The sequence below is a fragment of the Sphingomonas sp. Leaf339 genome, assembly GCF_001426195.1.
GTDB lineage: Bacteria > Pseudomonadota > Alphaproteobacteria > Sphingomonadales > Sphingomonadaceae > Sphingomonas.
Window position 1 is genome coordinate 155,069 of sequence record NZ_LMRS01000034.1, and the last position, 25,998, is coordinate 181,066.

At 66.2% G+C, this 25,998-nt stretch carries 22 protein-coding genes, 1 tRNA gene and 1 pseudogene; 12 read left to right on the forward strand and 12 right to left on the reverse strand.

Annotated elements, in window-relative coordinates:
- The first annotated feature begins 120 nt into the window (after positions 1 to 120).
- The gene (locus ASG67_RS13240) at positions 121 to 1,119 is read left to right on the forward strand and encodes a DNA topoisomerase IB (protein ID WP_056531062.1); all 999 of its coding nucleotides are present in this window, start codon (positions 121 to 123) and stop codon (positions 1,117 to 1,119) included.
- Between the two features lie 11 nt (positions 1,120 to 1,130).
- Positions 1,131 to 2,315 (forward strand): mechanosensitive ion channel family protein, encoded by a 1,185-nt coding sequence (locus ASG67_RS13245; RefSeq protein ID WP_056531064.1) that lies wholly within the window; start codon positions 1,131 to 1,133, stop codon positions 2,313 to 2,315.
- 18 nt (positions 2,316 to 2,333) lie between these two features.
- On the opposite strand, the gene ASG67_RS13250 is transcribed toward ASG67_RS13245, so the two are convergent.
- Positions 2,334 to 2,762, reverse strand: a complete 429-nt coding sequence (locus tag ASG67_RS13250) for a hypothetical protein (protein WP_056531067.1) — start codon at positions 2,760 to 2,762, stop codon at positions 2,334 to 2,336.
- A 162-nt stretch (positions 2,763 to 2,924) separates the two neighbouring features.
- Between ASG67_RS13250 and ASG67_RS19550 the strand changes: the two genes are divergently transcribed.
- Together ASG67_RS19550 and ASG67_RS13255 are read left to right on the forward strand one after the other, a co-directional pair.
- Positions 2,925 to 3,062, forward strand: a complete 138-nt coding sequence (locus ASG67_RS19550; protein WP_235535201.1) for a hypothetical protein — start codon at positions 2,925 to 2,927, stop codon at positions 3,060 to 3,062.
- A gap of 36 nt (positions 3,063 to 3,098) precedes the next feature.
- Positions 3,099 to 4,613, forward strand: a pseudogene (locus ASG67_RS13255) (GH39 family glycosyl hydrolase).
- 4 nt (positions 4,614 to 4,617) lie between these two features.
- Here ASG67_RS13255 and ASG67_RS13260 read toward each other — a convergent pair.
- The 3 genes from ASG67_RS13260 to ASG67_RS13270 form a co-directional block, all read right to left on the reverse strand.
- Complete coding sequence (locus ASG67_RS13260; protein ID WP_056531070.1) at positions 4,618 to 7,977, reverse strand: polysaccharide deacetylase family protein; 3,360 nt, start codon at positions 7,975 to 7,977, stop codon at positions 4,618 to 4,620.
- Positions 7,978 to 8,232: 255 nt separating this feature from the next.
- On the reverse strand, positions 8,233 to 8,724 hold the full coding sequence (locus ASG67_RS13265; protein ID WP_056531074.1) for a group I truncated hemoglobin: 492 nt from the start codon (positions 8,722 to 8,724) through the stop codon (positions 8,233 to 8,235).
- 11 nt (positions 8,725 to 8,735) lie between these two features.
- A complete protein-coding gene (locus ASG67_RS13270) occupies positions 8,736 to 9,605 on the reverse strand; it encodes a DUF3034 family protein (RefSeq protein WP_056531076.1) in 870 nt (289 codons plus the stop codon).
- Positions 9,606 to 9,705: 100 nt separating this feature from the next.
- Between ASG67_RS13270 and ASG67_RS13275 the strand changes: the two genes are divergently transcribed.
- Both ASG67_RS13275 and ASG67_RS13280 read left to right on the forward strand, forming a co-directional pair.
- Positions 9,706 to 10,293: a methylamine utilization protein gene (locus ASG67_RS13275; RefSeq protein WP_056531079.1), complete on the forward strand. Its 588-nt coding sequence runs from the start codon at positions 9,706 to 9,708 to the stop codon at positions 10,291 to 10,293.
- Positions 10,294 to 10,304: 11 nt separating this feature from the next.
- Positions 10,305 to 12,632: a putative bifunctional diguanylate cyclase/phosphodiesterase gene (locus ASG67_RS13280; protein WP_235535202.1), complete on the forward strand. Its 2,328-nt coding sequence runs from the start codon at positions 10,305 to 10,307 to the stop codon at positions 12,630 to 12,632.
- A 9-nt stretch (positions 12,633 to 12,641) separates the two neighbouring features.
- Here ASG67_RS13280 and ASG67_RS13285 read toward each other — a convergent pair whose 3' ends face one another.
- The 7 genes from ASG67_RS13285 to ASG67_RS13315 form a co-directional block, all read right to left on the reverse strand.
- Entirely contained in the window at positions 12,642 to 13,328 is a 687-nt protein-coding gene (locus tag ASG67_RS13285) for a response regulator transcription factor (protein ID WP_056531085.1), read from the reverse strand.
- The gene (locus tag ASG67_RS13290) at positions 13,328 to 16,021 is read right to left on the reverse strand and encodes a sensor histidine kinase (protein WP_056531088.1); all 2,694 of its coding nucleotides are present in this window, start codon (positions 16,019 to 16,021) and stop codon (positions 13,328 to 13,330) included. Before ASG67_RS13290 ends, ASG67_RS13285 begins: the two co-directional genes overlap by 1 nt.
- Complete coding sequence (kdpC, locus tag ASG67_RS13295; RefSeq protein ID WP_056531090.1) at positions 16,021 to 16,593, reverse strand: potassium-transporting ATPase subunit KdpC; 573 nt, start codon at positions 16,591 to 16,593, stop codon at positions 16,021 to 16,023. Before kdpC ends, ASG67_RS13290 begins: the two co-directional genes overlap by 1 nt.
- 52 nt (positions 16,594 to 16,645) lie before the next feature.
- On the reverse strand, positions 16,646 to 18,691 hold the full coding sequence (kdpB, locus tag ASG67_RS13300) for a potassium-transporting ATPase subunit KdpB (RefSeq protein ID WP_056531093.1): 2,046 nt from the start codon (positions 18,689 to 18,691) through the stop codon (positions 16,646 to 16,648).
- 13 nt (positions 18,692 to 18,704) lie between these two features.
- A complete protein-coding gene (gene kdpA, locus ASG67_RS13305; RefSeq protein ID WP_056531095.1) occupies positions 18,705 to 20,408 on the reverse strand; it encodes a potassium-transporting ATPase subunit KdpA in 1,704 nt (567 codons plus the stop codon).
- A 13-nt stretch (positions 20,409 to 20,421) separates the two neighbouring features.
- A complete protein-coding gene (gene kdpF / locus ASG67_RS13310) occupies positions 20,422 to 20,511 on the reverse strand; it encodes a K(+)-transporting ATPase subunit F (protein WP_037531783.1) in 90 nt (29 codons plus the stop codon).
- Positions 20,512 to 20,849: 338 nt separating this feature from the next.
- Positions 20,850 to 20,939 (reverse strand) — tRNA-Ser (locus ASG67_RS13315).
- Positions 20,940 to 21,062: 123 nt separating this feature from the next.
- Here ASG67_RS13315 and hspQ point away from each other — a divergent pair.
- The 4 genes from hspQ (at position 21,063) to ASG67_RS13335 (ending at position 22,880) form a co-directional block, all read left to right on the forward strand.
- Positions 21,063 to 21,446, forward strand: a complete 384-nt coding sequence (hspQ, locus tag ASG67_RS13320) for a heat shock protein HspQ (protein WP_056531098.1) — start codon at positions 21,063 to 21,065, stop codon at positions 21,444 to 21,446.
- A gap of 114 nt (positions 21,447 to 21,560) precedes the next feature.
- Positions 21,561 to 21,857, forward strand: a complete 297-nt coding sequence (gene rplU / locus ASG67_RS13325; protein ID WP_056531100.1) for a 50S ribosomal protein L21 — start codon at positions 21,561 to 21,563, stop codon at positions 21,855 to 21,857.
- Between the two features lie 28 nt (positions 21,858 to 21,885).
- Positions 21,886 to 22,155, forward strand: a complete 270-nt coding sequence (gene rpmA / locus ASG67_RS13330) for a 50S ribosomal protein L27 (protein ID WP_056531103.1) — start codon at positions 21,886 to 21,888, stop codon at positions 22,153 to 22,155.
- A gap of 179 nt (positions 22,156 to 22,334) precedes the next feature.
- Positions 22,335 to 22,880: a GNAT family N-acetyltransferase gene (locus ASG67_RS13335; RefSeq protein WP_200940797.1), complete on the forward strand. Its 546-nt coding sequence runs from the start codon at positions 22,335 to 22,337 to the stop codon at positions 22,878 to 22,880.
- 67 nt (positions 22,881 to 22,947) lie between these two features.
- On the opposite strand, the gene ASG67_RS13340 is transcribed toward ASG67_RS13335, so the two are convergent.
- Positions 22,948 to 23,814: a metal-dependent hydrolase gene (locus tag ASG67_RS13340; protein ID WP_056531106.1), complete on the reverse strand. Its 867-nt coding sequence runs from the start codon at positions 23,812 to 23,814 to the stop codon at positions 22,948 to 22,950.
- A 126-nt stretch (positions 23,815 to 23,940) separates the two neighbouring features.
- Here ASG67_RS13340 and ASG67_RS13345 point away from each other — a divergent pair, with 126 nt between their 5' ends.
- Positions 23,941 to 24,516, forward strand: a complete 576-nt coding sequence (locus ASG67_RS13345) for a TetR/AcrR family transcriptional regulator (RefSeq protein WP_056531109.1) — start codon at positions 23,941 to 23,943, stop codon at positions 24,514 to 24,516.
- Positions 24,517 to 24,525: 9 nt separating this feature from the next.
- Positions 24,526 to 25,572, forward strand: a complete 1,047-nt coding sequence (gene obgE / locus ASG67_RS13350; protein WP_056531112.1) for a GTPase ObgE — start codon at positions 24,526 to 24,528, stop codon at positions 25,570 to 25,572.
- Positions 25,573 to 25,998 lie beyond the last annotated feature (426 nt).

Here is a 25,998-nt window from a genome sequence, read left to right on the forward strand (position 1 = left end):
GTAACTCCTGTGGATCGGGGAACCGCATCAACCCCCGCCCTGCCCCGCCGTTCCGGAACGATGCGACGACCTTGCGCATTGGCCATGATGAAACGTCCGTGACGGATCGAAGGAGAGTCGATGGCTGGCAGGATCGTGTACTCAGACGACTCGAAACCCGGCATCACGCGGGCCAAGGTCCGCAATGGATGGGCTTATTATGGGGTCGATGGCGAGCGCATCACCGACCGCGATGAGATCGACCGCCTGGACGCCGTTGGTCTGCCGCCAGCCTATCGCGACGCCTGGTTCAATCCGAAGGCGAACGGCCATATCCAGGCGGTCGGCTGGGACGAAAAGGGCCGCAAGCAGTATCGCTATCACACCGGCTTTCGCGAGGCGCAGGAGGCAGCGAAGTATGAGTTGTGCGCCGATTTCGGTCATTGTCTGCCCAGCATCCGCAAGCGGATCGAAAGTGATCTGCGCAAACGCAGGCTGTGCAAGGATCGCGCCGTCGCGGCCATCGTGCGCCTGCTCGACGTCGGCCATCTGCGCGTCGGCAACGAGGCGTATGCCCAGGCAAACAAGAGCTTCGGCGCAACGACGCTGCGCAAGCGGCACGGCGAGGTGAAGGGCGCGACACTGAGATTAAGATACAAGGGTAAATCGGGTAAGGAACGTGATACGAAGATCACCGACCGCGCCCTCGCGCGGACCGTCAGGTCGATGCAGGATCTGGACGAGCAGCATCTGTTCGCTTGGGTCGATGCCGAGGGTGTAGCCCATCCCGTCACGTCATCCGACGTCAACACCTATATCAAGGAAGCGTCAGGCCGCGACTTCACTGCCAAGCACTTCCGCACATGGTGCGCCAGCGTGACCGCGTTCGAGGCGCTCGCCTCGGCGGAGCGCGACCTGAGTTTGAAGACAATGCTGGAACCGGTGGTCGCCCGGCTGGGCAATACCGCGGCGATCGCGCGCAAAAGCTATGTTCACCCGGCGCTCATCGCATTGGTCAAAAAGGGTCAATCGACCTTCCGCGCGGCGGTCCGTTTGCCGCGCGCCAAGCGGTATCTGAGCCGCGAGGAACGCGGCCTCATCGCCTTTCTGGAAACCGGCAGTCCCGCGACGGGCGCCTGATGAGTAGATCCATGGCCACTTCCTCCGTTACCAACACCGCTGCACCACTGATCGATACCGACGGGTTGCAGGAGCATACCCGCGGGCTGGCATCCGCCAGCACGGTTTGGCTGCAAACGCATTGGCTGCAGATCCTGATCGCCTTCGGGATCGGTGCGGCGATCGTTCTTGCGTTGCATGCCGCCCGGCGGGTGGCGGGCAAGCTGGCCGCGCGCGATCCGCAGGGGCGTGCGGGCTGGATATCGATCATCGGTCGCGCGCTGGTCAGGACCGGCAATTTCTTCATGCTGATGCTCGCGGCCAAGCTGGTCGTGGGTTACGCAGGGGCGCCGAGCCAAGTCGATACGACGGTCAATTTTCTGTGGACGCTGGCCTCCGTCTTCCAGTTCGCGATCTGGGCACGGGAGGTCATCCTCGGCGCGATTGAGCATCGCACCCAGTCGGCGCATTATTCGGGCGAAGCGCTGCTCTCCGCGATGGGGCTGATCCGCCTGCTCGTGACGTTTGCGTTATTCGCGATCGCCTTTGTCGTGGTGCTCGACAATCTGGGCGTCAACGTGACCGGTCTAGTTGCGGGCCTGGGTGTGGGTGGCATCGCGATCGGCCTAGCGGCACAGGGCATCTTTGCGGACCTTTTTGCGGCGCTAGCGATCATCTTCGACCGGCCGTTCCGGCGCGGCGACAAGGTGTCGTACGACACGACGACGGGCGTAATCGAGTCGATCGGCCTAAAATCGACGCGCATCCGATCGTTCGGGGGCGAGATGCGGGTGATCTCGAATCGGCAATTGCTCGACAAGGAGATACAGAACATTTCCAACCGCGATCACGTCCGCGTGCCGTTCACGATCGGCATCGCCTATGAAACGCCGCCCGATACGCTGGCGCGCGTACCGCAAATCCTGACCGAAATTGTCGAGGGCGAGGGCGGCAAGGTGGCGCGGGCCGGGTTCGAGAGTTTCGGCGCCAGCTCGCTCGACTTCGCGTTGCAGTTCGACGTGCCGGGCGACGACTGGCCCACCGCGCATTCGACCCGTGATCGCATTCTGGTGGCGCTGATGCGACGGTTTGCGGTGGAAGGAATCGTCATCCCCTATCCCACGCAAACCACATTTACCGCCGCGCCCGATGGATCACTCATCATGCCCTATGCCCAAGTGCAGCCGGTGTCGGTCAAGAATCAGCCCGGCGCTTGAGCCGGGATAGATCGATCCTTAAATTCTACTGGTGCGATGATCGGTGGCGGCGGGAGGCAGCGTCGCCTCCATGCGGCAGATGTGCCGCGCACGGGCGATCGCCATCAGGGTCGCCGTCGCCTTGTCGATCCCGATCGCGGTTAGTCGCCAGCGAACCGGGTGCGCGGCGGCATCGACCGCTTCGACCAGCGCATCATTCTCCATTGCGCTCATCCAGCGTCGGGTAATCGGCATGTCGCCGGTGGTTGCCGCCGATATTTCAGGCGCGGTCATTGCGGTGTCCTGCGCGGCGGCGATGTAGAGGCTGTAGAGAATCAGGATGGCGTAATCATGGACGTAACCGCGTGGCATCGCCGCGGCGAGAACCCGTTTGGCGGCAATCAGTTGGCGCGCGCCTAATACGAGTTCATCGGTGATGGTTGATCGCCTGTCGTGATCGTTCGCCACCGGATTATCACTCCCATAACATCCTTGGTGTGCCTTTCATGCCCGCTCAAACCGGCAAGCGCCAGAAGGTTGCAAACGGTGGCACTGGCGCAGCGGAGGAAGTTGGGCGATGATCCGGCAGGCCCCGCGCGACGACCGGGCATTACGAGGGAGCAGCATGCCATGACGACCACGATCATGAGGGCCGCCGCGCTGGCGCTTACCTTCGGTACGGCCGGACAGGCGCAGACCCCGACGACGCGACCGGTCACGATCACGGTCAATGCGAGCCGATCGACCGGCACATTGCCACCAATCTGACGCTTCTTTGGCGCCGACGAACCCAATTATGCGACGATGAAGGACGGGCGGAAACTGATCGCCGATCTGGGCGCGCTCAGGCCCGGTGCGATCTATTTCCGGGCGCACAATCTGCTGAACACCGGCGACGGCACGCCCGCGTTCAAATGGGGCAGCACCAACATCTACACCGAGGACCGGAACGGCAAGCCGATCTACGACTTCACCGTCGTCGACCGCATCATCGATACCTATCTGGCCCGCGGCGTGCGCCCATATCTGCAGGTCGGCTTCATGCCGCAAGCATTGTCCAGCGCGCCGGCGGGGACGCCGTATCAGCATGGCTGGCGGCCCGGTTTCGCCTATGAACTGATCGGCGGAGCATGGAACGCGCCACCGCGCGATTACGGCAAGTGGGCCGAACTGGTCTATCGCTGGACGCGCCACAACGTCGATTGATACGGTGCCGATGAAGTGCGCCACTGGTATTTTGAGGTGTGGAACGAGCCGAACGGCCCGTCCTACTGGACCGGCACGCCCGAAGAGTTCCAGCGCCTGCACGACACCGCGATCAACGCGGTCCGACGCGCGCTGCCCGATGCGCGGGTCGGTGGCCCCGATGTGGCGGGGTCGGGCGGCGCATTCATGGACGCGTTTCTGGCGCATGTGGCGCGCGGCAAGAACTTCGCGACGGGGAAGGTCGGGACGCCGACTGACTTCCTCGCCTTCCATGCCAAGGGCAGCCCGAGCTTCGTCGATGGCCACGTCCGAATGGGCATCGCCAACCATCTACGCGGCGTCGACACGGGTTTCGCCAAGATCGCGGCGGTGCCGGAGTTGAAGGATAAGCCGATCGTGATCGGAGAGAGCGATCCGGAAGGATGCGCCGCCTGCCCCGGCGCGCAGAACGCGTATCGCAACGGCACAATGTATTCGAGCTACACCGCCGCCAGTTTCGCCCGCATCTGGGATCTGGCGGCGAAGCACCGCGTCAATCTGGAGGGCGCGTTGACCTGGGCGTTCACGTTCGAGGACCAGCCATGGTTCGCCGGCTATCGCCAGTTGGCGACCAACGGCATCGACCTGCCCGTGTTGAACGTGTTCCGGCTGTTCGCCAGGCTAGGGCCGGAGCGGCTGGCGACGACAAGCAGTGGCGAGGTGCCGCTGGCCACGATGATCGCCGATGGCGTTCGCGGCACTCCCGATGTCGCCGCGATCGCGACGCGCGATGCCGCCGGACGGGTCGCCATTCTGGCATCGCATTATCACGACGACGACATCGCCGGACCCGCTGCTCAGGTAAAGATCGCGGTGACGGGATTGGGCGGCACACCGCGAGCGATGCGGATGTGGCGGGTAGATGCGACGCACGCCAATGCCTTCACCGCGTGGAAGGCGATGGGATCACCAATCGCACCCGACGCCGATCGCTATGCACAACTGGCGCGTGCCGCCACCCTGACCGCCGAGGCGCCGCAACGGATCGAGACGCGCGGCGGTCGCGCATCCATCGGCCTGACCGTGCCGCGGCAGGGCGTGGTGCTGATCGAGTTGGAGCCGGGCATACGCTAATCCTTCACGCCGCCTTCGGCAGTGGCAGCGGTGCGCGGTCCGGCATGGGGACCGCCACCGGCGCGGCGATGCTGACCCGGCCGCTTCGTTCCAGCTTTCCCCAGCCGACGCGCGGGCCGGTCAACGCGGCGAACACGGCGCGCAGGACGACCGCATAGAGCAATTGGCGATAGCCGAAGCGCTGGAGGAGCAGGCGCATCGCGGGAAACGACGTCTCGCGCGGGTCAAGCCCGAACGCGACCCAGCCGCACGCCAGATCGATCGCGGTGAAGGCGGCCCAGAACGCCGCGACGGTCATCGCATCGCCCCCCGCCAGCGCCCAGCCGCGATCGGCCACGCGCCAGACGGTGCCGACGATGCTGCCGATTAGCGCCACATCGATCAACGGCGCGGCGAGCGTGAACAGCAACTGGAACAGGATCGCCTGTGGGAGGCCGATCATCGCCAATCCGCGCGGACGGCCGCGACCGATCAGCGCACGGTGCTTCCACAGGCATTGCAACGTGCCATAGGCCCAACGGAAACGCTGGCGGAATAGCGCGCGCGCGGTTTCCGGTGCCTCGGTCCAGGCGATGGCGTCGATGTCGCAGGCGACGCGCCAGCCCGTGCGCTGGATCGCGATTGTCAGGTCCTGATCCTCCGCCAGCGTATCGACTGGATAGCCACCCACCTCGTCCAGCGCCGTCCGCCGCCACGCCCCGACCGCGCCGGGAACGACGGTGATCGCGCCGAGTGCGGCGAGCGCGCGGCGTTCGAGGTTCTGCGCGGTGACATATTCCACCGCCTGCCAGCGGGTGATGAGGTTCACGGCATTGCCGATCTTGGCATTGCCAGCGACAGCACCGATTGCGGGATCGGCGAACCAGCGGGTGAGCCGGGCCACCGTGTCGGCCTCGAACTGCGTATCCGCGTCGAGCGCGATCACCACGTCGCCGCGTGCCACCGACAGCGCGGTGTTCAGCGCCCGCGCCTTGCCGCCGTTTTCCAGCGTGAGCAACCGGACGCGGGGATCGATGCCGAACGCGGCCGTGACGACGTCGGATGTGCCATCGCTCGACCCGTCGTCGATGACGATCACCTCGATCCGGATGCCGGTGCTCGCCAGAATGCGGCGCACCGATGTTTCGATCACGCGCGCTTCGTTGAAGGCGGGGATCAGGACGGAGACGAAGCCCGGCACCAGATGCGGGGCTGCCGCCGGTGGGCCGCCACGGTGCCGTGCCGCCCATGCCAGCGCGGTCAGCGCCAGTGCCCGGACGATGCCGATCGCGATGATCGCGACGAACATGGCCGACAGGACGTCGCGCACGCCCGCCATGCCATCAAACAGGCCACGCGTGCCCGACGCGCCGGCGCGCGCGCTGCCGGCCAGCACTGGCATCGCCTGATCCCGCGACAGCCCCGCCAACTGCGAGACGCCGACCAGATCATAGCCCCGCGCCCGCAGGCCCCGGATGACGCCGGGCAATGCCGCCAACGTCTGGGCGCGGTCGCCGCCGGCGTCGTGCAGCAGCACGATCTGGGCGGGTCGTTCGGTCGTCCCCGCCTCAACCTGCGCGATCGTCCGCGCCACGATCGCCGCGGCGCCGGGTGCCTGCCAGTCGAGCGGATCGACGTTCAGGCCGACGGTCAGATAGCCCATACCGGCGGCGACGCGGGTGGCGTGCAGTTCGTCGCGGCGATCGGGGTCGGCGTCACCCAGAAAAGGCGGCCGGAACAGACGCATCGCGCGGCCGGTATAGCCTTCGACCAGACGCTCGGTAGCGTTCAGTTCCAGCCGTATCGTGGCCTCCGAGCGTCGGCTGAGATCGGGATGGGTGGTCGAATGGTTACCCAGTTCGCTGCCCTCCGCCACGATCCGGCGCAGCAGGTCGCCCTGCCCCAGCGCATTCGCGCCGGTGACGAAGAATGTGGCGGGCGCCCCCTCGCGCTTCAGCACGTCGAGCAGGCGGGGTGTCCACGTCTGGTCCGGGCCGTCGTCGAACGTCAGCGCCACCAGCCTCCGGTGCGCCCCGACGCGCTGGACGACGTCGGTCGTCGGCAGGTGGGTGAGCGCCGCGTCGCGGATCAGGCCGGCGTCGTCGTAGCGGACGGTACGGCGGCCATCGGCGGCGGCGGCGTCGAGACGCATCACCTCGCCCGTGCCGCGAACCTCGACACCGGGAGCGGCGGGGATGACGCGCAAGTCGGGCCGTGTGGCGTCCGCCATCGCGGTCCAGACATGCGGGTCCTCGGTCCCCAGACGCCACAAGGCTACTGCGGCGGCACCGGTGCGGGCGATCACCTGCATCTGGTTGGCGGCGGTAACGGCGTCGAGAAGCCAGACGCGGTGTAGCTCGCCACCCCGTCGATAGGCGAAATGGCTGTTGCCGCTCGCCGCATCGAATTGCGGCCCGGTGCCGGCCTGCCGCGCCAGGCTCCAGGCAGCGGCGATCGACAGCGGTTCGGGATGGCCCGGCGACCAGTCATAAGCGTAATTGGCGATAGCGACGATCGCCCTGTCGCGGCCGGTGTCGGCGACCGCTTTCGCGACGACAGCGGCGAACCAGGGTTGCGAGGCGATCGGCCCCGCCTCGCCGCCCATCCAGTGTTCGTCATACGCCATCAGTACCACCCGATCGGCCACGCGGGCATAGGCGGCGAGGTCCCAATCGGGGTCGGCGACGGGGGCGGCAATCGCGACCTGCCAGCCACGTGGTGCGAAGCGGGCGTGCAGCTCGCTCAGGAATTGCCGGTAATGCGGATGCGCGGTCGCGGGCAGGCTTTCGAGATCGAGCATCACCCCGCCGCCGCGTTCCGCCACGACCATAGCGGTCAGGCGATCGATGAAGGCGGCGCGGGCGGCGGGGTCGGCAAGCAGGCGGGCGGTGGCCTCGCCGTCCCATTCGCCGTCTTCACGGGCGTTCTGCACCATCGGCAGCAGGCGCGGAGATCGCTCGGCGGTGGCGAGGATCTTGCGGAGCGCCGGGTCACTTTCATATACGAAGCGGTGATCGGCGCCGGTGACCGTGGCGAGGCCGGGAACCAGCCAGTCGATCTGACTGACATGGTCGGCGAGCGACCGGCGCGACGGTTCGTCCCATGGCATGTAGAACGCCATGACCGGCGGTCGCCCGGCCGATACGCCCGGTGTCGCCGCCGGCAACCATGCGCCCTTGGCCGTCGATGCCGCCACCGGATCGACGACGCCTTGTGGCGCGGCGTCATCCACGGCGAAGCGCAGCGGACTGCGCGGATCGATCGTCATCACCGTCGTCAACAGCCATGCCGCGATGGCCACGACCGCGATGGCGGCGAGGGCCAGCGTACCGCGCACCCACAGCGCGCGTCGCCCGGTGGCGTCGTAGAAAATCGGTTGGTTCAAGGGAGCGATCCGAAAAGGGAAGGCCGGCCTAGCCGGAGGTAGTAAAGATGCCGTTGACGATGGCAGATCGGGTGGCCTTCGCGCCGGTCGACGGATGCGGAAAGTCCCGAAAGTCACACCCACGTACGCGTGCGCACGCGCGAGGGCGGATATCAGGGTCGGACAGACGGGGAGAAAGAGCGGTCGTCGGTCGGGAATAATCGTTCGCGTCGATGTAGGACAGCCCGGCGTTACGACCGGGATCAGCCTCCTCTCTTAACGCCGGTCCAGATCGCGTTGCTTCACGATCGTGCGGCGCATCGGCGCGAGTTTCGCCAGCAGCCGGTTCTGCGCCGCGAAGGACACATGCTCGCGGCGCATCGCGGCCTGCAGATTTTCGACCAGCGCCGCCATGTCGGCATCCTGGATGCCCATATCGGCATGGGCGGCGGCCATCGTCCGGCCGCTATAGTCGCAGCCGCCGTTCAGCAGATAGCAGAACTGCTCCTTCAGCGTACGGCGGAGGCGGATCATGTCCTGCCCCTTGAAGATGTCGGAGATGCGCGGATCGGCGATGTTGGTCGCGACGAGATCGTCCACGATCCGGCCGACGCCGGCGCTTTCGTGGAACGCCTGCCACATCCGATCATCCGCAAACGGCGTGGCGCCGGCATTGGCGTTGTGATGCGGATACGGCGCGACGGGCTGCTCACCCGGCGGCGTTGCGGCCTGCGACATCATCAGCAGGATGATCGGGACGAACGACATGGTCGGATATCCTAGAGACTGCCTTGCAGGGAAAGGAACAGGCCGCGCTGACGCTTCACGGTGGCGATGTCGCCCAGATCGACATAGGCGGCGGTCAGCGATGCGTGGCGATGGAACGCCCAGGCGACGAACAGGTCGTAGCTGTCGTCTTCCTGCGCGAAGCCGAGATTGTCGGGCTTGGTCCGGTATTCCACACCGGCGAGCAAATTGGCGGCCAGCAGCTTGCCCGCCGATCCCTCAAACTGCGCGCTGCGGCCGCGGTGGCGGTCGCCGCCGAAGCCGAGGAGGCCAAACTGATTGGCTTTCGTGAAGCGGACGGTGCCGTTCACGACCATGCCCTGCGCGAGCAATATCTTGGTCGCCGCGATGTAGAAATCGGCGCTCTTGCTTTCGCGCGCACCAACCGCGCGCAGCACGGGGGCTTTTTCGGCAATGTGGTACTGCACGCCCACGGCCACCTGCGGCATCAGCCGGTCCTGATCCCACACTGCATCGCCCGCCAGCCGCAACTTGCCGCCGATGACATGCTGGCCGAAGGTGAAGCCGCGTCCGAGGCCCAGCGCCGCCCCCGCCTTGCGCGTGTCGAAGCGCTGATAGGCATAGGAAATCTCGACCCGGTTGGAGAGACCCGCCGCCACGCCGGCCGAGGACAGGTCGAAATCGGGCAGCGCGACATAGGTCACATGGGCGGAGCCGCCCCGGCCATCTTCGGTTTCGTCCCCCGCGATCAGCGCCCAGGTCGCCAGACCGCCGCCGGCCGCGCCATCGACGCTAGAGACGCCGCCGGTCAGCAAGAGCTTGCCGCCGTCGCGGCGTTCGTGCGCCATGGCGGGAAAGGCCGCGAAGATGGCGACCGGCAGAAGTAACGCTGACTTGAACATCGATGGCTCCGGTGAGCGTTCCTTGTCACCGATCGTCGTTTATTTTCGGTAAATAGTGGCTTCACGGATTGGCAAGCGATCCGTCGTAAAGCGTTGATCCATGTACCGCTTCATCGCTTTCCTGACCCTGTCGATGCTACCCGCCCCGGCGCTGGCCGCCCCCGTTACGATCGACGTGCGCGGCGCGGACGGTCAGCCACTGGCGGATGCGGTGGTGATGGTCGAGGTTGCGGGTGGCCCGCGCGCCGTGCCGCATGGCAGCTATGTGATGGAGCAGAAGGCGATCGCGTTTCAGCCGCATGTGCTGATCGTGCCGGTCGGGGCGGCGGTGTCGTTTCCCAATCGTGATCCGGTGCGCCACCATGTCTATTCATTCTCGAAGGCGAAGAAGTTCGACCTGAAGCTGTACGGGCGCGAGGATCAGCGCAGCATCGTGTTCGATCAGCCCGGCGTCGTGGCGCTGGGATGCAATATCCATGATTCGATGAACGCGTTCATTATCGTCACCACAACGCCGTTCGCGGCGAAGACGAACGGCGCGGGCCGTATCGCCCTGACCGACGTTCCCGCCGGCGCGGCGACGATCCGCGTCTGGTCGCCCGGCATCCGTGCGCCGGGCAACGTCCTGGTCCAGTCCGCGACGATCGCCACCACCGGCCTGTCGACCACGCTGACGATCCGCCGCTGATGCGGATCAGCGTGCCACGGTTCTATCGGCTTCGAACGAAGCTCGCTGTTCTCTACACGGCCCTGTTCGCGGTCGCGCTGGCGTTGCTGGCGATCACTGCGCAGGTCATGATTCGCGCGAACGCGCAATCATCGGTCCAGGCCGAGCTGATCGCCAGCGGCAGCGTATATGATCGCTTATGGCAGCTAAGGGCCAAGACGCTGATCGATTCGGCCGATGTGCTGGCGCGTGATTTCGGTTTTCGTGCCGCTGTTGCGAGCGGGGACCGACCGACGATCGAATCAGCACTCGCGTCGCTCCGCACGCGGGCCGGTGTGCCATATGCGATGGTGGTCGATCTGAATGGCGGCGTGATCGGGGCGGCGGCAGGGTTGGCACCGATCGTCGCGACGCTGCCAACGGCGTTGCAGGACAATCGGCGGGATGCGGTAATTGCTTCACGCAGTAACCTGTTCCGTATCGTCGTCTCGCCGATCCTGGCGCCGACCGAGATCGGCTGGGTCGTGTTCGCCGTGCCGCTGGACACTGCTGAGATGAGCGGGCTGGAGAAGCTGTCGGCGATCCCGCTGAAGGCGACGATGCTGCGGCGGGATGTCGGCGATCACTGGGTCGCGATCGATGGCACGATCGCCGCCGATCCGGCCATCGACGCGCTGGTCATGGCGTCGCGAGAGACACGACAACTGGCCACCCTGTCGCTGGCGGACGGTTCGGCCTTCGCACTTGCCAAGCCGCTGCGAGGACCGGGTGGGCGCGACGAAGCGGCGTTGCTGATCCGATATCCGCTGAGCGCGGCGCTGGCCCCATTCCTGCCGCTTCGCATCGGATTGGCGCTCGCCGGGCTGATCGGCATCGTACTGGTGGTGATCGCCAGTCGCCGGCTGGCGGGGGACATCGCCGGGCCGATCATGGCGCTCGATATTGCCGCGCGCACGCTGGAGGAAGGCGAGCGTACCGAAGTGGCCATCAGCGGCCATGACGAGATCGGCCGACTCGCCGAGAGCTTCAATCGGATGTCCGCCGGAATCATCGAACGCGAACATCGCATTTCACATATCGCTTTTCATGATTCGCTGACCGGGCTGCCCAACCGGAGTTACTTCCGCCAGTCGCTGGAGCAATCGATCGTCCGGGCCGTGCGCGCCGGCGAATCGGTGGCCATCCTTTGCCTGGACCTCGACGGGTTCAAGGCGATCAACGACACGCTGGGCCATCCGGTCGGCGATGCGTTGCTACGCAAGGTGGGCGAGGTACTCGACGCCCTGGCGCCCGACGGGATGGTTGCGCGACTGAGCGGGGACGAGTTCGCGATCATCCTGAGCGGCGCGTTCGATGCCGATCGTCCGCGCGCGCTGGCGCAGTCGATTCTGAACGCCACACAGACGCCGATCGTTGTCGATGGTCACCAGATCGCCAGTTCGATCAGCATCGGCATCGCAATCGGGCCAAGCGACGGCGCCGATCCCGACCAGTTGCTCAAGAGCGCCGATCTGGCGCTATACCGGGCCAAGCACGACGGACGCGGCGCTTTCCGGTTCTTCGAGGCATCGCTGGACGAAGCGGCGCGCAAGCGTCGTCAGATGGAGGTGGATCTGCGCGATGCGTTGCAGAACGGCCAGTTCCGCCTGAATTTCCAGCCAATCTTCGACCTGAAAGCGGACCGGATCGGCGGGTTCGAGGCGTTGCTGCGTTGGGCGCACCCGGTGCGCGGTGAGGTCGGCCCAGCGGAGTTCATTCCGGTGGCCGAGGAGATCGGCCTGATCACCGTCATCGGCGAATGGGTGATGCACGAGGCGTGTCGTCAGGCCACGGCGTGGCCGGATCATGTGCGGATCGCGGTGAACGTCTCTCCCCTACAATTCCGGCATCCCGGCTTTCAGGCGGTGATCCTGCAGGCGCTGTCGCGCAGCGGCCTTGCCCCCAATCGGCTTGAGGTGGAGATTACCGAATCGGTCTTTCTGGCGGGCGAGACGCCGGTGCTGACGCTGTTGCACCGGCTGCGCGAAATGGGTGTTCGCGTGGCGCTGGACGATTTCGGGACGGGATATTCCTCGCTCAGCTATCTGCGCAGTTTTCCGTTCGACAAGATAAAGATCGACCGGTCGTTCATCACCGATCTGGCGGCCAACGACAGCAGCTCGGCGATCGTGCGCGCCATCGTCGATCTAGCGCGCGCGCTGGACATGGAGACCACCGCCGAGGGGGTGGAGGATCGCGATCAACTGGCGCAACTGCGCGATCAGGGATGCGGCAACATCCAGGGATATTTCTTCAGCCGTCCTGTTGAGGGCAGCGGCGTCGACGCGCTGCTAAAGACGGTGTTCGCGCAGGCAGCGTGAGCGGTCGCGTCAGGTGTCCGCGCGCAGGCGATAGCCGACTCCCAGTTCGTTCGAGATGACGCTGCCGACGGGGTCCGGCGCCTCCAGTTTCTGGCGCAGGTTGCGGATGACGATGCGCAGATATTCGATGCGGGGATCGTCATCGCCACCCCAGGCGGCATCGATGATCCGGTTGTGGGTGACGACCCGGCCGATATGCCGGGCCAACACTGCCAGCACGTCATACTCCTTACGTGTCAGGTGCAGTTCGTCCGCGCCGCGATGGACCAATCGCCGGTCGAGATCGATCGTCAGCTCGCCGCGGCGGACGATCTTGGGCACCGGGTCCGCCGCCCCGCGATGACGCAGCGCGACGCGCAGGCGTGCCAGCAGTTCGTCGGTGTCGAACGGCTTGGTGACGTAATCGTCCGCACCCAGATCGAGCGCGGCGACCTTTTCGTCGGTGGCGTCGCGCGCCGATACGACGAGAATGGTCGTGTCGCCGCCGCCGCGCAGCAGGGGGATCAGGCCAAGACCATCGCGATCGGGCAAGCCGAGATCGAGCAGGATGGCGCCAGGATGCTCCGCCGCCGCAACGTGGATCGCGGTTTTGCCGTCCGCCGCCTCGACCACGTCGTAACCGGCGCGTTCCAGCGTGTTGCGCAACAGGCGGCGGATGGACACCTCGTCATCCACGACAAGTATCTTGGCAGGCATCAGACGGCGCTTTCCGGTGCGGCATCGCGCACGATGAGGGTGGACGGGAAGACGAGGGTAAAGGCGGCGCCGGTATCGGATCCATCGTCGCGGTTGCCGGCCTCGACAGTCATGCCCATCGCCTCGGCGAAAGCCTTGACGATGGCGAGGCCGAGCCCCGTGCCACCGACCGCGCGGTCGGAGCCTTCGAGGCGGCGGAACGTCTCGAACACCTCACCCTCGCGACCGGCGGGCAGGCCGGGTCCGCGGTCGAGCACGGTCAGGCGGATCTCGCCGAAGCGGTGGCGGCCGCGGATGACGATCTCGGTGCCGGGGTCGCCGTAACGCCCGGCATTGTCGAGGAGGTTGAGGAGGCAGTGATGGAATAGCTGCGGATCGACGCGCACCAAGGGCAGATCGGGCGGCACGTCGAGATGGATGGCGTGACCCTCCAAGGCGCGGCGGGCATCGTGCGCCGCGCCGGTCACCGCGTCGCTGAGGTCGACGGCATCGATATTCAGGCGCAGCGCTCCCGCCTCGACCCGCGCCATGTCCAGTAGGTTGGCGATGAAGCGGTTCAGCCGGGCGGACTCCGCCTTGATCGTGGCGATCAGGTCGGGCGTGGCGCCGTGTTCGAGCGCGTCGGCGGCGGCGATGACGGCGGTGAGCGGGGTCCGCAGGTCGTGGCTGACCGACGACAATAACGCGGCGCGGAGTCGGTCACGGGTGCGGACCGCCTCGACGTCGCGCATGTCCGCCGCCAGTCGCAGGCGTTCGAGGACGAGCGCGGACTGGTCGATCAGGCTGGTGAGCAGCGGCAGTTGATCGGCGCGGATCGGGTCACCGCCATTGTCGTTAGCGATGCCGAGCACCGCGATGATCCGGTCGCCGGCCTTCAACGGGTGGAACAGCCATTCGGATGCGGTCAGCGTCCCCGATCCCCGGCCCGCGACCGACCCTGTGTCGAACGCCCAGGCGGCCGCCGCCTGATCCATCGTGTCCAGCCGATAACCGGCATCGGTCGCGGCGTGAATAGCCAGCCCGGTGCCCGGCGACGACGACAGCAGCAGCACCTGCACGCCCAGCAGCCGCGCGACGTCGTCGCAAATCATCTGGGCCGCGACGGCGGTATCGTCGACGCTGATGATCTGGCGCAGGAAACCCGCCAGCGTGGCGTTGGTCCGGGCGCTTGCCGCCGCTAGATCGGCCTGCGCACGCACCCGTGAAGTGAGCTGGCTGGTGACGATGGCGACGCCGAGCAGCACGAAGATCGAAACCACGTTTTCGGGATTGTTGATGCTGAGCGTGCCGACCGGCGGCAGGAAAAAGAAGTTGTAGGCGATACTCGACGCCAGACCGGCGTAGAGGCTGGTGCGCAGGCCATACAGGCTGGCGGCGGCCATCACCGGCAGGAGAAACAGCAGCGCGACGTTGCCGAGATCGAGGATGTGGAACAGCGCACTCGCCATAGCGGTGACGCCGGCCACCATTACGGTCGCCGCGACATATCCGATCGGGCTGCCCCAGCCGGGGCCACGCCGGCGTGGCCGCTCCGCCGGAGGCGCATTCTCACCGATCGGCAGGACGTGGACGGTGACGTCGGGCGAGGCACGGACCAGCCGGTCGACGACCGAACCGTGGCGCAGTTCGAACCAGCGCGACCGCCGCGACTTCCCGATCACCAGCTGTGTCGCCCGCGCATCGGCGAGGAACATCTGAATACCCTCGACCACATGCGCGGCAGGGACGGTGGCGATGGCGGCGCCAAGCTGGGTCGCCAGCGTCATCGTCGCGGCGACGCGGGCGTGCATCGCGTCGGAGAAATGCTGCGTCCGCGGCGTCTCGATGAACAGCGCGGTCCAGGGTGCGCGCAGGCTGTCCGCGACGCGCTTGGCGGCACGGACCAGCGTGTCGGCACCGGGCAGTTCGTTGATCGCGACGACGATCCGGTCGCTGCCCGCCCAGGTGCCACCGACACCCAGGCTGCGGACATGATCGAGCATCTGCGCGTCCACCGCCTGCGCGGCGCGGCGGAGCGCCAGTTCGCGCAGGGCGGAGAGATTGGACTTGGAGAAGAAATGGCCGAGCGCGCGTGTCGCTTCGTGCGGGAGATAGACCTTGCCCGCCTTCAGCCGCTCGATCAGTTCGTCGGGGGGAATATCGACGACCTCGATCTCGGCCATTTCGAGGATGCGGTCGGGCACGGTTTCGCGCACGCGGACGCGGGTGAAGCTGGCGACGACGTCGTTCAGGCTTTCGACGTGCTGGATGTTGACGGTTGAATACACGTCGATGCCAGCGGCGAGCAGTTCCTCGACATCCTGATACCGTTTGGGATGCCGGCTGCCGGGCGCGTTGGTGTGGGCCAGTTCATCGACCAGCGCGAGGCGGGGTGCGCGGGCGAGGATGGCGTCAATGTCCATCTCGCTCAGCGCGCGGCCTTCATAGGCTACGTCGCGGCGAGGGATGATCTCCTGTCCTCTGGTCAGCGCCTCCGTCTCGATGCGGCCATGCGTTTCGACCACGCCGACCACCACATCGACGCCGTCGCGCCGCCGCGATGCGCCCTCCGACAGCATCTCGTACGTCTTGCCGACGCCGGGGGCGGCGCCGAGGAATATCTTCAGCCGCCCCCGCCCCTCCTGCCCTACCTGACGCAGGAGGGCATCGGGATCCGGTCGTCCCGCGTCCGATGTCGCCCCCGAAACCGGCATCAGCGGCCGGCAGCGTCCAGCGCGCGATTGAGCGCCAGGACGTTGACGTGGGGTTCGCCCAGCACCGATCCCTCGGTCTGTGCATCGACGAGCGTGCGGACACGGGCCTCGGGCAATCCGCGCGCCCGTGCGATCCGGGGCGCCTGTGCCAGCGCCGCTGCCGGCGACAGATCGGGGTCGAGCCCGGAACCGCTGGCGGTGACGAGATCGGCCGGAATGCTACCCGTCGCACCCTCGGCATGGCGCTTCGCCACATCCGCCTTCACGCGATCGACCAGCGCCTGCGCTGCGGGGCCGAGATTGGAGCCGGAGGATGCGAGGCCGTCAAAGCCCTTGCCAGCGGCGGAGGGGCGGGTCTGGAAATAGCGATCGGTGGTGAAGGCCTGACCGACGACGGTAGAGCCGACGACCTTGCCGCCCGCGTCGCGCACCAGACTGCCGTTCGCCTGGGCGGAAAACAGGGCCTGTCCCATGCCGGTCATGACGAGAGGATAAACGATCCCGAGCAACAGCGCGAACAGGATCGTCATGACGATCGCGGGGCGAATGGCGGACGTGACGTCTTTGGTCATTTCGTGTTTTTCCTTCTGCTCCCCTGCCGCGGGCGGGAGGGGAGTTTTTGTGTCAAGCCAGCCCCAGGCCACCGACCAGCAGGTCGATGATCTTGATGCCGATGAAGGGCGCGACGAGGCCGCCGAGGCCGTAGACGGCGAGGTTGCGGGCGAGTAGCGGCCCCGCCCCCATCGGCTTGTACGCCACGCCCCGGAGCGCCAGCGGAACCAGACAGGGGATGATGACCGCGTTGAAGATGATCGCCGACAGGATCGCACTTTCGGGACTGCCGAGACGCATCACGTTCAGCACGCCCAACCCCGGATAGAGCACGACGAACATCGCCGGGATAATCGCGAAATACTTCGCGACATCGTTGGCGACCGAGAAGGTCGTGAGCGCCCCGCGCGTCATCAGCAACTGCTTGCCGAGGCCGACGACCTCGATCAGCTTGGTCGGATCGCTATCGAGATCGACCATGTTGCCGGCCTCACGCGCGGCCTGCGTGCCGGTGTTCATCGCGACGCCGACGTCCGCCTGCGCCAGTGCGGGCGCGTCGTTGGTGCCATCGCCGCACATCGCGACGAGCCGGCCGCCCTGCTGTTCCTGACGGATCAGCGCGAGTTTATCCTCCGGCGTGGCCTGAGCGAGGAAATCGTCGACGCCCGCTTCGGCGGCGATGGCCGCGGCGGTCAGCGGGTTGTCGCCGGTGATCATGACCGTGCGGATGCCCATCGCGCGAAGCTCGCCGAAACGCTCGCGAATGCCCGCCTTCACCACGTCTTTCAGGAAGATTGCGCCCAGCAAGCGGCCATCCTGTGCCACCGCCAGGGGCGTGCCGCCGGCGCGGGCGATCTCGTCGGTGATGCGGCGCAATTCGGTGGCGGCGGCGGTTTCGGCCAGCCCGGCATTGGCGCGCAGGATCGAATCGACCGCGCCCTTCTGGATCAGCGACCCACCGATCCGGACACCGGAGATGCGGGTTTGCGCGGTGAACGGAATGATCTCCGCATCGGCGGGCAGCACCGTCGTGGCTAAACGGAATCTGTCGCCCGCGAGCAGGACGATCGATCGACCCTCCGGCGTTTCATCGGCGAGGCTGGCGATCAGCGCCGCCTCCGCCAGTTCCTGTACGTTGACGCCGGCGACGCTGCGGAACTCGCTGGCCTGACGGTCACCGATCGTGATCGTCCCGGTCTTGTCGAGTAACAATACGTCGATATCGCCCGCCGCCTCCACCGCGCGACCCGATTTGGCCAGCACGTTGAAGCGGACCAGCCGGTCCATGCCGGCGATGCCGATCGCCGATAGGAGCGCCGCGATGGTGGTCGGGATCAGGGTGATGAGCAGCGCGGCGAGAATGGCGACGGGTATCGATCCGCCGGCATAGGTCGCGAAACCGGGGATGGTCCCGACCGCGATCAGGAAGATGATCGTCAGGCCGACGAGCAACAGGGTCAGGGCGATCTCGTTGGGTGTCTTCTGGCGCTCGGCTCCCTCGACCAGCGCGATCATGCGGTCGAGGAATCCCTTGCCGGGCTCCACCGTCACCTTGACGCGAATCTCGTCGGAGATGACGCGGGTGCCGGCGGTGACGGCCGACCGATCGCCGCCCGCCTCGCGGATCACGGGTGCGCTTTCGCCGGTGATCGCGGCTTCGTTGACCGAGGCGACGCCCGACACGACGTCGCCGTCCGACGGGATCAGATCGCCGGTTTCGACCAGCACGATGTCGCCGACCCTAAGCTGGCTGGCGGCCACGTCGTCATATTGGCCCCCGCCGTCGTTGCTGCCACCTTTCAGCCGCTTGGCCGTAAGTTCGGCCTTAGTCGCGCGTAGCGATGCGGCCTGCGCCTTGCCGCGCCCCTCCGCAAGTGCTTCGGCGAAGGTGCCGAAAAGCACGGTCAGCCACAGCCAGATGACGAGTTGCAACTTGAAGCCGACGCTTAGGCTGTCCTGCCCGATCACGAGCAGGACGGTCATCAGCACGGCGACCACGGCGGTGACGAACATCACCGGGTTGCGGATCAGTTCGGCCGGGTTGAGTTTCAGGAACGACGCCTTGATCGCCGGGACGATCAGGTCGGCCGTGAACAGGCTTTTTGCTTCTTGGGCCATGACGGTGTCCCGATCAGAACAATTGGCCGCGGATCATCGACAGATGATCGGCGATGGGACCGAGCGCGAGGCTCGGCAGGAAGGTGAGGCCCCCAAGGATCAGGATGATGCCGACGAGCAGACCCACCCAAAGGCCGCCGGTGGTCGGGAACGATCCCGCGCTGACCGGCGTGTGCTTCTTGGCCGCCAGGCTGCCGGCGATGGCGAGCGTCGGCACGATCACGAAGAAGCGGCCGACCCACATCGCGACGCCCAGCAGGCCGTCGTAATAGGGCGTGTTGGCGGTGATCCCCGCAAACGCCGACCCGTTGTTCGCCACCGCGCTGGTGAAGGCGTAGAGGATTTCGCTGAACCCGTGCGGGCCCTTGTTAAGCGGCCCCGCCAGCCCCTGTTGCAGAACCGACGACAGCGCGGTGAGGCCGAGGATCATCAGCGGTAACGCCGCGATCGCCAGCACCGCCAGCTTCACCTCACGCGCCTCGATCTTCTTGCCGACATATTCGGGCGTGCGGCCGACCATCAGCCCGGCGACGAACACCGCGAGGATGGCGAACAGCAGGAAGCCGTAGATGCCCGCGCCGACGCCGCCGATCACGACCTCGCCCAGCTGCATGTTGAACAGGGGGATCAGGCCGCCGATCGCGGTGAAGCTGTCGTGCATCGCGTTGACCGCGCCGCACGAGGCCGCCGTGGTGACGACCGCGAACAGCGAAGACGCGGCGATGCCGAAGCGCACCTCCTTGCCCTCCATATTCCCGCCCGCGACGCCCAGATGGTGCAGCACGGGATTGCCCGCCGCCTCCGCGCCATAAGTGACGGCGGTGCCGGCGAGAAACAGGAGCATCATCGCCGACAGGATCGCCCAGCCCTGACGCGTGTTGCCGACCGCCCTGCCGAAGCAATAGGTCAGGCCGGTGCCGATCGCGAAGATCGACAGCATCTGGATGAAGTTGGTCAGCGCGGTCGGGTTTTCGAACGGGTGGGCCGAATTGGTGTTGAAGAAGCCGCCACCATTGGTCCCCAGCATCTTGATCGCTTCCTGACTGGCGACCGGGCCGATCGCGAGCGTCTGGCGCAGACCCTCCAGCGTGGTGACGTCCACCGTCGTTGCCAGCGTCTGCGGCACGCCCGACGCGATCAGGAAGATCGCATAGACGATGGAGACGGGCAGCAGCAGGTAGAGTGTCACCCGCGTCATATCCGCCCAGAAATTGCCGACGGTCTTCGTTTCCCGCCGCGCGAAACCGCGGAACAGCGCGAAGGCGAGTGCAATGCCGGTCGCCGCGGACAGGAAGTTGTGGATAGTCAGACCCAGCATCTGGGCCAGATTCGACATCGTGCTTTCACCGGCATAACTCTGCCAGTTGGTATTGGTGGTGAAGCTGATCGCGGTGTTGAACGACAGATGCTCGCTCAACCCCGCCAAACCTTGCTGGTTCAGCGGCAACACCGCCTGCAACCGCAGGATGGCGTAGGTTAACAGCATCAGGACGGCGTTGAACAACAGCATGTGCACCGCGTACCGGCGCCATCCCTGCTCCTGTCCGGGGTCGATGCCCGCCAGCGTGTAGAAGCTACGCTCTACCGGGCCAAAGACGATATGAAGCGGTGTGCGGCGTCCTTCGTAAAGGGCGAACAGCCACAGGCCGACCGGCTTGGCCAGCGCCAGCAGGATGCTGGTAAAGGCGAGGATCAGGAACCAGCCCTGGATTGTCACGAATTCGCCTCCTTCAGAAGCGTTCGGGGCGGATCAGGACCGCCACCAGATAGACGAGAAGGCCGAGCGCGGTCAGCGCCGCCAGCCAGAGGTCGAGGGTCATGCCCGCCGCCTCACGCGTTGTCGCACAGGCGGACATAGGCGAGCGTCAGCGCCACCAGCCCCGCCATGACCGCGATCCAGATCACGTCCTGCATTTTGCCCCCGATAAAGTGGCGTCACTCCACAAACGGAGCGGCCTTCAGGGGATGGCGATTAAGCGCATGCCGCGTAGCAGTTCGAGAGCGATTCCCGGCAATCGCATATAGCGCGCATATGTTTTGCGCGTTTTCGATACGGATGCGCGTCGTTCGCCGCCGACGTCAGGCGAACGCCGGTGGCTCGCCGGCACTGGAGGCCATGGCGGAGCGGGACATCATCGGATCGTTCGAGTAGAATAAATGGCGGAGAGGGTGGGATTCGAACCCACGGTACCCGTGAGGGCACGCCGCATTTCGAGTGCGGTACATTCGACCACTCTGCCACCTCTCCGCAGAAGGACTTTTTCCGTCGCAAAACGACGGGGCCGGTCGGTCGAGGGCGCGCCTCTAACGCAAGGTTGCGGCCGGCACAAGCGGGCTTGCGCTTGTTGGGCAGCGTCGCAGCGCCTAGATGATGGGCATGCCACGCCACGATGCGATCCCCACCGGCCAAGAGCCTCCCGTCACACCGATGATCGCGCATGCGCGGTTCAGCATCGGTGAGGTCGTGCGCCATCGCATGTTCGATTTCCGCGGCGTGATCTTCGACGTCGATCCCGTCTTCGCCAACACCGACGAATGGTACGACGCGATTCCGGAGGCGATTCGGCCGCACAAGGACCAGCCCTTTTACCATCTGCTCGCCGAGAACATGGAATCGAGCTACGTTGCGTATGTCAGCCAGCAGAATCTGGTGCCCGACGACAGCGACGAACCGGTCGATCATCCGGCGATCTCCGGGCTTTTCACCAGCTATGCGGACGGGCGATACCGGTTGCGGCAGGAACACCGCCACTAACCACGTCGGACGACGGTTACGGTTGACAAGCGGGCGTGTGTTGCCTAGCTGGCCGCTCTTACCCGCCTGGCACCTGCCATGCGCGGGCTACGCATTTTGAAAGTGATGAGGGCCATGTTCGCAGTCGTGCGCACGGGCGGCAAGCAGTATCGCGTCGCCGCCGGAGACAAGATTGTCGTCGAAAAGATCGACGGCGAGGCCGGTTCGTCCGTGACGCTGGGCGATGTCCTGCTCGCAGGCGACGGTTCGGAATTGAAGTCGGTAACGGGCCTGACGGTCGCTGCCGAGATCGTGGCGCAGGCGAAGGCCGATAAGGTCATCGTGTTCAAGAAGCGCCGCCGTCACAATTATCGTCGCAAGAATGGCCATCGCCAGAACCATACGATCCTCAAGATCGTTTCGGTCGGCTGAGCGAACAGAGCCCCAGGAGTTATTCGACATGGCACATAAGAAAGCAGGCGGTTCATCGCGCAACGGTCGTGACTCGGCCGGCCGTCGCCTTGGCGTCAAGAAGTTCGGCAGCCAGGAGTGCGTTGCCGGCAACATCCTCGTGCGTCAGCGCGGCACCAAATTCTATCCCGGCGCGAACGTCGGCATTGGCAAGGATCACACCTTGTTCGCGCTGGTCGACGGCCGCGTTGCGTTTGCCAAGGGCAAGCTCGGCCGCAGCTATTGCTCGGTAGAGATTATGGCAGAGGCCGCCGAATAACATCGGACAACCGACCGGGTTGTCCACCAGGATGACCCGGTAGTTCCGGTAACGGAACCAGCCAGAACATGGGAGACGGGTCGCCCCGGCTCCCTTTTTTCTTGCCTCCCTCCATGGCCGTTGTCGCCGTCCCGTCATCCTGGCGTGGCATGGCGCTGGTGACGCGAAGGAGATGAGGAATGTTCGCGCGGACGGAGAGATTGACGTTGCGGCCGGCATGGCCGGAGGACGCCCCTGCCCTGGCGGGCGCGATTGGCGACGAACGCGTCGTGCGGATGCTGTCGCGGGTCCCCTATCCTTATACGACGCAGGATGCCGACTGCTGGGTCGCGCAGCCACGCGGGCCGCATGAGCCGCGGTTCGTGATCGAGGCGCATGATCGCGGCGCGCCCGCCCTGATCGGCGGGATCGGGATCAGCGAGTATGAGGGCCGACCGGAACTCGGCTATTGGCTGACGCCCGATGCCTGGGGCCGCGGCTATGCGACCGAGGCGGGGCGTGTGGTGATCGAGATGGCGCGCCATGCGCTGCCGATCGACCGACTCGACGCGTGGCACTTCGCCGACAACCCCGCCTCCGGCCGCGTGTTGCGCAAGCTCGGCTTCCGCCCCACGGGCACGACGATCGTCCGACAATCGGCAGGACGGCGCGAGCAGGCAGCGTGCGTGGAATACACACTCGATCTGGCGGAAGATGACCGAGTGCCGATGCCGATCGCGGCGTAGGCGTTAGTGGCTCCAACTTCAGCTCGTCGTGCCGAGCAGCCATGCGGCGCTCGGCACGAAGGTAAGATTATGCCGCGATCAGCTTGCGCGCTCCGGGCAACAGCGCGTCTTCATACTCGCTCTCGGCCAGTCCGATCAGCGCGCGGTCGTCGTGCGTCCACGGGTGAAAGCCCGGCAGAAAGTAGCTGAACCACACCCCCGCAACCTTGCGCGCCATGCCGGGGCGGCCGAACGCGTACCAGGCCAGCTTCGCCCAAACCTTCGGCCCGGTCATGCCGTCCTGCCGTAACAGTTCCAGCATCCCCTTGCGGCGGCCGTGAAAGAACTTCCACGTCGTGATAAGCATCACCATCGACTTCACCTTCCAGCGGCGGAAACGGGTCCAGTCGCGGGTAGCGTGGAGCCAGGTGTCGTAGGCGACGCCCTTGTGCTCGATTTCCTCGGCGGCGTGCCATTGCCATAGTCCCTTGGCCTGCGCCTCGCCGCCCGTAAGGTGGCGGGGGTTGGCGATTAACTCGTGCGCCAGCATCGCGGTGAAGTGCTCCAGCGCCATCGTCGCCGCCAAATTGCCGATCGGGTGGCGGCCCTTGGTCAACGCCAGCGCCTCGTCGACATGGCGCTCCAGCAGCGACACGTCATAACCCTGATCGACCACGTGGCGGTTGAAGGCGACATGTTCGCGGCTGTGGATCACCTCCTGCTTCACGAAAGCCTGGATCTCGGCGTGGAGCTTGGGCGGCGTGCCGGCGCGGAACGCCTTCACGCTCTCGCAAAAATAGGCCTCGCCCTTGGGGAAGGTTACCGACAAGGCATTGTAGAAGGCGGTGCCGATGGGGTCGTCGTTCAGCCAGTAGCGGCCGAGCATCGTGCCGCGGCCGAAGCGAACGTCGCGGGGGGTGATGGTGAGATCGACGGGGGTGGTTGCCTTCGCCATCAAATTCTCCAAGGTCGTGCATATCGACGGGCAAACGCGCCCTACTGACAGTTGTGTAAGTAAGGTCCTCCCCACCCCGTGTCAAATCGTCGCCGCCTTGCCCCAGAAGAATCGCGCGCGGCCGCGATGGATGCCGCGCGGGCGCTATTGATCGAATCGGGACCGCAGGCGGTGACGCTGAAGGCGGTGGCGGCGCGAATCGGGCGGACGCATGCCAACCTGCTCCACCATTTCGGATCGGCCGCCGGCCTGCAAAAGGCACTGGCGGAGCGGATGGCGGCGGACATCACCGCAACGATCGGCGAGGCGGTGCTGGCCGCGCGCGCCGGCACCCGCGATCCGCGCGCGATCGTCGACCTGACGTTCGATGCGTTCGACCGTGAGGGCGCGGGCGCGCTGGCAAGCTGGATGATCCTGACGGGCAACGAGGATGCGCTGGACCCGATCCTGCAGGCGATCCATCGGCTGGTCGATCAGCTGGCCGCCGGCACCGGCATCGGGGCGCGGCCGATCGCGGAGGAGACTTTGCATCTGGTGCTGATGGCGCTGGGCGACGCGCTGCTCGGCGCCCCGATGGCGCGCGCGTTGGGCCTGTCGCGAACGCGGGCGCGCGATCTGGCGCTGGCGGCGCTGCTGGGATCGGATGCGGCGCGCGAGCATGACATGCCACGAAAGGATGACGCGCCCGCCCCGGCAGCGTAAGGCGGCGCCATGCATTTCCTAGACCAGGCCAAGATCTTCACCCGTTCCGGCGCCGGCGGCCCCGGCGCCGTCAGTTTCCGCCGTGAAAAGTTCATCGAATATGGCGGCCCCGACGGCGGCAATGGCGGCAAGGGCGGCGACGTGATCTTCGAGGCGGTCGCCGGCCTCAACACGCTGATCGACTTCCGCTACACCCAGCATTTCCGGGCGCCGCGCGGATCCGGCGGATCGGGCAGCAACCGCACCGGCGGCGGTGGCGACGATCTGGTCATCAAGGTGCCGATCGGCACGCAGGTGCTGAGCGAGGACAAGGAGGAAGTCCTGCTCGACTTCACCCATGCCGGCCAGCGCGAGGTGTTCCTGCGCGGCGGCGACGGCGGGCGCGGCAACGCCAGCTACAAGACGTCGACCAACCGCACCCCACGCCAGCACGGCACCGGCTGGCCGCATCAGGAAGCGTGGGTCTGGCTGCGGCTGAAGTTGCTCGCCGATGCCGGCCTTGTCGGCCTGCCCAATGCCGGCAAGTCAACCTTCATCAACGCCGTCACCAATGCGCAGGCAAAGGTCGGCGAATACGCCTTCACCACCACCCGTCCGCAATTGGGCGTGGTGCGGCACAAGCAGCGCGAGTTCGTGGTCGCCGACATCCCCGGCCTGATCGAGGGCGCGGCGGACGGCGCGGGCATCGGCGACCGGTTCCTGGGGCATATCGAGCGGTGCCGCGTGCTGTTGCATCTGGTCGATGCGAGCGACCCCGATGTCGGCGAAAGCTATCGCATCGTGCGCGAGGAGCTGGCGGCCTATGGCGGCGGGCTGATCGAGAAGCCCTATGTCGTGGCGCTCAACAAGATCGACATGCTGGACGACGAACTGATCGAGGTGCTGTCGGCGGAGCTGGCCGAGGCATCGGGGGTCGATGTGATCCCGATCTCCGGCGTCAGCGGCGTCGGTGTCGACTGGGTACTGGACCGGATGATCGAGGCGATCGGGCCGGAATCGGGCAAGGCCGTGGATGACGATGGCGAAGAGGATGCGGTGGAATGGTCGCCGGTGTGACCGGCCCCGCGTAACGGAGGGTCGGGCGTGTTGCTGATGATGCTGGTCGCGTTGGCGACACCTGCGGGTTGCACCGACGTGAAGCGGCAGTGCCGGGCTTGCGTGGCCGATCGCGGGGTGCGGCGGTGTTCGATGCCGGGCATTGCCTGCCAGCCGATGGCGCGGGTTTGCCGGCCGGGTGTCTCCGGACGTGCTGGCGTGGGTAAGTTGCGGGACGAGGTTCGGGGTCGATCGTCTTAGGCACGGCGGTTGAATTCACGCGAAGGCGCGAAGAAAGTATTGGTTCACGCGGAGGCGCGGAGGACGCGGAGGGGTTACGGTTTTGGCTGATGTTCGGGCCGGTCGTGGGCCTGCCTCAGCGTGTGATGACGTCGGTTTGACCCGTCATTGCGAGCAGAGCGAAGTAACCGAGGGCGTCACGCGAAC

Coding starts and splice junctions, on each gene's coding strand:
- ASG67_RS13340 (WP_056531106.1), bottom strand. CDS start 23,814: ATGGCGAAGGCAACCACCCCCGTCGATCTCACCATCACCCCCCGCGAC.
- rplU (WP_056531100.1), top strand. CDS start 21,561: ATGTTCGCAGTCGTGCGCACGGGCGGCAAGCAGTATCGCGTCGCCGCC.
- ASG67_RS13345 (WP_056531109.1), top strand. CDS start 23,941: ATGGATGCCGCGCGGGCGCTATTGATCGAATCGGGACCGCAGGCGGTG.
- kdpB (WP_056531093.1), bottom strand. CDS start 18,691: ATGGCCCAAGAAGCAAAAAGCCTGTTCACGGCCGACCTGATCGTCCCG.
- ASG67_RS19550 (WP_235535201.1), top strand. CDS start 2,925: ATGACGACCACGATCATGAGGGCCGCCGCGCTGGCGCTTACCTTCGGT.
- ASG67_RS13265 (WP_056531074.1), bottom strand. CDS start 8,724: ATGTCGTTCGTCCCGATCATCCTGCTGATGATGTCGCAGGCCGCAACG.
- ASG67_RS13290 (WP_056531088.1), bottom strand. CDS start 16,021: ATGCCGGTTTCGGGGGCGACATCGGACGCGGGACGACCGGATCCCGAT.
- ASG67_RS13240 (WP_056531062.1), top strand. CDS start 121: ATGGCTGGCAGGATCGTGTACTCAGACGACTCGAAACCCGGCATCACG.
- ASG67_RS13245 (WP_056531064.1), top strand. CDS start 1,131: ATGGCCACTTCCTCCGTTACCAACACCGCTGCACCACTGATCGATACC.
- kdpC (WP_056531090.1), bottom strand. CDS start 16,593: ATGACCAAAGACGTCACGTCCGCCATTCGCCCCGCGATCGTCATGACG.
- rpmA (WP_056531103.1), top strand. CDS start 21,886: ATGGCACATAAGAAAGCAGGCGGTTCATCGCGCAACGGTCGTGACTCG.
- ASG67_RS13270 (WP_056531076.1), bottom strand. CDS start 9,605: ATGTTCAAGTCAGCGTTACTTCTGCCGGTCGCCATCTTCGCGGCCTTT.
- ASG67_RS13335 (WP_200940797.1), top strand. CDS start 22,335: ATGTTCGCGCGGACGGAGAGATTGACGTTGCGGCCGGCATGGCCGGAG.
- hspQ (WP_056531098.1), top strand. CDS start 21,063: ATGGGCATGCCACGCCACGATGCGATCCCCACCGGCCAAGAGCCTCCC.
- ASG67_RS13275 (WP_056531079.1), top strand. CDS start 9,706: ATGTACCGCTTCATCGCTTTCCTGACCCTGTCGATGCTACCCGCCCCG.
- ASG67_RS13285 (WP_056531085.1), bottom strand. CDS start 13,328: ATGCCTGCCAAGATACTTGTCGTGGATGACGAGGTGTCCATCCGCCGC.
- obgE (WP_056531112.1), top strand. CDS start 24,526: ATGCATTTCCTAGACCAGGCCAAGATCTTCACCCGTTCCGGCGCCGGC.
- kdpF (WP_037531783.1), bottom strand. CDS start 20,511: ATGACCCTCGACCTCTGGCTGGCGGCGCTGACCGCGCTCGGCCTTCTC.